The organism is Marinobacter fuscus (assembly GCF_003007675.1).
In the GTDB taxonomy this organism is placed as follows: Bacteria; Pseudomonadota; Gammaproteobacteria; order Pseudomonadales; family Oleiphilaceae; genus Marinobacter; species Marinobacter fuscus.
Genome location: NZ_PXNP01000069.1, coordinates 1 through 4,547 on the forward strand (window position 1 = coordinate 1; position 4,547 = coordinate 4,547).

Consider the following 4,547-nt stretch of genomic DNA (forward strand, 5'->3'; position numbering starts at 1 on the left):
CCCTGTCAGCAGCGACAACAGGCCTATCCGTCCTGCGGCCATCGCAGTTGCCCGGCCTGTCAGCACGGCACCAACCGCCAGTGGCTGGAGCGGCAACGACAGAAATTGCTGCCGGTGGACTATTTCCTGGTGACCTTCACCCTGCCAGTCCAGTTGCGGGGCTTTGCCTGGCATCATCTTCGGTGGACCTGTCACACCCTGTTCCAGGTTGCCCGGGAGACCCTGAACCAGTTTGCCCGCAACGATCAACGCCTGGGCAACCAACTCGGGCTGGTGGGGGTGTTGCACACCCACTCCCGGCGCTTGGCCTTCCACCCCCATGTCCACATCGTGATCCCCGGCGGCGGGCTGACCGGATCTCGCTGGCAACGCCGGGCCGGAAAGTACCTGTTCAATGGCCGGGCTCTGGCCCGGGTGTTCCGCGCCAAGTTCCTCGACCGAATGCGCAAGCAGGGCTTTGCCTTGCCGGACGCCATTCCCCGGGACTGGATCGCCCAGTGTGAGCAGGTCGGGCGCGGAGATCACGCGCTGACTTATCTGGCCCGTTACCTCTATCGCGGGGTGCTGCGGGAGCCGAATATCGTGGCCTACGATAGCGAACAGGTGACCTTCCGCTACCGGGACAGCCAGACCCAGTGTTGGCAGACCCTGACGGAACCGGCGGATCGATTCCTCTGGCGAGTCTTGCAGCACGTCTTGCCAAAGGGGCTGCGACGGGTGCGGGAATACGGTTTTCTGCACAGCGGGGCACGCAAGACGCTACACCGGTTGCAGTTGCTTCTCCGCGTGACGCTACCGTCGATGGCAACCGTAAGCCAACCCCGCAAGCAACGCGCTTGCCCCTGTTGTGGCCAGCCCATGAGCCTCACGGTCTGGCGCCAACCCTGCCGGTGGCCAGTCATTCGGCGACGATGGCCAGCATAAATTACCGACCATCCGACACGTACTCAAGCGGGAGGAGCCAACGCACCTTATGACACCACGACCAGGGCACACCGGCTGCCAGCTTCACCGGCGGCCCCGGGTAACTCTGGCCTGACAAAAGAGGCCGCCCAAAGCCAGGGCCAAAGCACCTCTGAGTTCTCCGCCGCTATTTCCTTAATAATGAAGCACCGGGCTCGTCCAACACCGGATCAGGTCGCGGCAGTGCGCGACCTATCCTTATTTGTTAGCCTTATCAACGCGATTGTGATGAATAAACTTCAAAAATTGAACGACCAATTTTAACAATTGCATCATTTCGATCTGCTATTGAAGCCTCTGTTTGCGCTAGATAGATACTAACTATGATTGGGGATTGAGCTTCACTCCAAACAACGGCTGTAATACTCCGAGCACCAAATCCGCCAGCACCTGAACGATCCGCAATATTCCATCCCTCTGGCAATACTGACCTCAATAAATTACCAGTGACTTGATTATTCACCATCCAATACTCTAATTTTTTCTGGCCATCTTGAGACAATGTGGAACCAAATAATAATTCATTTAAAGTATTCACTATTGCATTAGGAGTTGTCGTATCCCTCAAATCACCAAGCTTGCCTTCATTTAATTCAGGTTCAATACGGTCTAGACGGGTTTCTTTATCTCCGATTTGTCTTAGAAAATCCGTCACACTTTCAGGACCTCCTAGGGCATTTAGGATGATATTTGCTGCTGCATTATCACTTGTCGTCATAGTTGCGAAACACGCATCATCGAGCGTTATTGCTTGTCCTACTTGCTTTTCTATTACGGGAGAATAGGTCACAAGATCTGCTTTTTTGATCTCAACTGTACTCTTAGGATTTATTTCCCCTTGCTCAGCATCATATAATAATTTAGCACAAGCTATTGTTTTAAAAGTACTTGTTAAAGGAAAACGCTGATTGCCATTGTAATCCCAAGACTCTCCAGTTTGAGTATCAAGAACAGAAATCCCTATATGCGCAGAAAGAGATGCTTCAATTACCTTAGCATCTTGTTCAACCTGTTGAAACTTTGAACTATTTGCAAACACCATAGACGGTATTAAAAGCGAAAATACCAGTAAAAGCTTCATGTAATAACCTCATCATTTTGATTGGCTTACATCTTATATCAGAGTGTGAAGTATTCAAATAAGGCTAACGCCAACAGCACGCGCGGCTGCGAAATGAAGGCGAAGCCGCAATGTAGTAGACGTCGCCGTGACTGTGATTGTTAGGCATCTGTATATTTGGGCATCAATATTGATTTACAGAAACACTCCGTCCAAACTAAATCAGCCTCACAAAGTATAAGCCACTGTAAAAAAACCTCTCTATTGCATAGCGAATATTTTATTTCTTCTGGCTGTTGATTCGACACTTTCGCTATTTTTCCAAGTAGTGCATTTTTTTGTGACACCTGAAAATGTTGATTAAGCCTCTTAGACAAGCTCCACGTGGACGAACCAAACCCCGCCTTACCAACATACAACGAGGACCGATTTCCACCGTCACACTCAAAAAAATGATAAACACCGGCAGATTTTGAGAGCGTCGTCTTATCTATATTAGGCCATTCTGAGTACTTAACTGGCTTTGCATTCAATAGATCAGAGAGCTGTTTTGAATACTTGTTAACCTTCGATTCTATGTCAAAATACTCTTCGCTCATCTCCTCCATTGCCCCATTTCTAACAAACTTGGGATTCGAATCGTTCCAGCGGCTTCATCGTAAATACAAACTCGTACAGAGTATGAGTCGCTATAACTACGCTTGTCTCTATAACCAACCTCGACTACGATTTTTTCATCTTTCACGTATGTGTCGAATATATGAGATTCACCGAAGTGTTTTTGGAAATTATCGAGTACGTATTTTTCACACGCGACTTCTGCTTTCACTTTTTGCTCCGCCGATGGGCCCAAACAACCTGTCAGCAGTGTGGTCAAAAAAAGGGCCAGTATTATTTTCATGTGATCATCCCTATGTATTCCTAACGCCAAGCTTAGCGGCGCCCTTGTAATGGAGGCGAAGCCGCAATGAAAAGGGCGTCCGGCGGCCATCGGCCGCGTACTACAGCGACTGGTTAGCTAAGGGTAACTGTGAAACCCGATACCTGGCAACCAACAAGACGGCATGCTCCACGGCCCTTGCACCGAAAACCCCCGATGCACTGTGATTGAAAACACCCCAATGATGCGGGGCGAACCTGAACTTCAGAGTAGCAGATCCAAACCGGATTTTTGGCGGACTGCCCTGCAAGGCGAGCTCCGACTTTATACCAACACCGAAATCAGATTGAGCTGCCAATCTGACCATGGATTCCGACGGCCTTCGCGGGCCACCAATCTTGCCGGTTTTACTACCCATTTGCGGCCAAGGCCCGATGGCACCCAGCCACCAAAAATGAACAAGGCACTACCAGCTAACGCTGAAGCGCACCGGTGGCTTTGTCGCAGCGCAGCGGAGACAAAGGCATCCGAGTGACGCGCCTGGTTAAATTACTACCGCTCACCTTCAAGGCCATGCCATACCCGGAGAATGATGATGGCACTGGGATGGAGCGAATATCGAACGACATATTTCCCGAAAACCATATCTCGAACAGAGTCAGGCACCGGTGCCATTTCAACTGGTGTGCCCATCTTGGGAAAATCAGGAAGCAATTCGATTTTGCCAACCAGTTCGGTGGCAATCCGGGCTGCCGCCGATGGATTGTGGACTGCAATGAACTCCCTGAGGCGCTGTAAATCTTCAATGGCTTCGTCCGTGTAAACCAGTTTCACTTACCTGACCTCGGTGCATCCTGCTCGTTGTCGGTTCCCCAACTATTAAGCCAGCTGTGAACCTCGCGGGCATCAACAACCTTGCCTTGTGCAGCGGACTCCATTGCTTCTAAGGTCTGTTTCCAGCGCTCTTGCTCCAGCTGCTGCTTTTCTATGTACTCCGATAATGCTTGGTTAATTACCCAACCTTTGCTCCGGTGCAACCTGCCAGCAATTGCTTCCAGGTGCTGTTCAACTTCTGCTTGAAGGCGAACCGTGGTGACGCTCATGACTATACCCTCGAGTTTGGCTACTACAATGTATTACAACATAGTCTACGAGGGTGCGGCAAAAAATTTAACGCTTGAGTTAAGCCGCGCCGCGAAGCGGCGTCGGCTTGAACGAATTGTTGAACGAAGCCGCTACGCGGCAGAGGCGCAAATCGTCTGTACTTTCCTGACCCCTTCTATTTCGGAAGGGCCTGTCAGGAGACGCGTCATGAACACCCACGACCACGCTCGTTTTCAAGTTCTGCATCAACGCTACCATAACGAACTCACCCTGCGGGGCAAAAGCGCCAAGACCATCGACCTCTACACCCGCTGCCTGCGACAGGTGAGCGACCATTTCGATACCTGTCCCGACCAGCTTAGCACCCAGCAGCTCCAGCAGTATTTCATTCACCTGGTCGAGCATCGCTCCTGGAGCCTGGTCAAAATTGCCCGCAATGCTATGCAGCGTTTCTATCAGTATGTCCTCGACAAACCCTGGGAGTATGTTCCCATCGTCAAGCCGCCCAAGGTTCAGACCCTGCAGGATGTACTCTCCCTG

6 protein-coding genes are annotated in these 4,547 nt (G+C 50.8%); 2 read left to right on the plus strand and 4 right to left on the minus strand.

What is annotated here, in order from left to right:
* The coding region (locus tag C7H09_RS09410) for an IS91 family transposase (protein ID WP_106761970.1) at positions 1 to 924 on the plus strand (924 nt) is incomplete at its 5' end.
* Positions 925 to 1,177: 253 nt separating this feature from the next.
* Here C7H09_RS09410 and blaPSE read toward each other — a convergent pair.
* From blaPSE to C7H09_RS09435, 4 genes are all read right to left on the minus strand, one after another.
* Positions 1,178 to 2,044 carry a PSE family carbenicillin-hydrolyzing class A beta-lactamase gene (blaPSE, locus tag C7H09_RS09415; protein WP_046267535.1) on the minus strand — a complete coding sequence of 289 codons (867 nt, stop codon included), beginning with the start codon at positions 2,042 to 2,044 and terminating at the stop codon, positions 1,178 to 1,180.
* A 574-nt stretch (positions 2,045 to 2,618) separates the two neighbouring features.
* Positions 2,619 to 2,924, minus strand: coding sequence for a hypothetical protein (locus C7H09_RS09425; RefSeq protein WP_106762285.1), 306 nt, complete (start codon positions 2,922 to 2,924; stop codon positions 2,619 to 2,621).
* A gap of 531 nt (positions 2,925 to 3,455) precedes the next feature.
* A complete protein-coding gene (locus tag C7H09_RS09430) occupies positions 3,456 to 3,737 on the minus strand; it encodes a type II toxin-antitoxin system RelE/ParE family toxin (RefSeq protein ID WP_023012028.1) in 282 nt (93 codons plus the stop codon).
* Positions 3,734 to 4,006: a CopG family ribbon-helix-helix protein gene (locus C7H09_RS09435; RefSeq protein WP_022989998.1), complete on the minus strand. Its 273-nt coding sequence runs from the start codon at positions 4,004 to 4,006 to the stop codon at positions 3,734 to 3,736. Before C7H09_RS09435 ends, C7H09_RS09430 begins: the two co-directional genes overlap by 4 nt.
* A 208-nt stretch (positions 4,007 to 4,214) precedes the next feature.
* Here C7H09_RS09435 and C7H09_RS09440 point away from each other — a divergent pair.
* Positions 4,215 to 4,547: site-specific integrase (locus C7H09_RS09440; protein WP_206074286.1), on the plus strand; the 333-nt coding region annotated here is incomplete at its 3' end.

Coding starts and splice junctions, on each gene's coding strand:
- C7H09_RS09435 (WP_022989998.1), bottom strand. CDS start 4,006: ATGAGCGTCACCACGGTTCGCCTTCAAGCAGAAGTTGAACAGCACCTG.
- blaPSE (WP_046267535.1), bottom strand. CDS start 2,044: ATGAAGCTTTTACTGGTATTTTCGCTTTTAATACCGTCTATGGTGTTT.
- C7H09_RS09425 (WP_106762285.1), bottom strand. CDS start 2,924: ATGAAAATAATACTGGCCCTTTTTTTGACCACACTGCTGACAGGTTGT.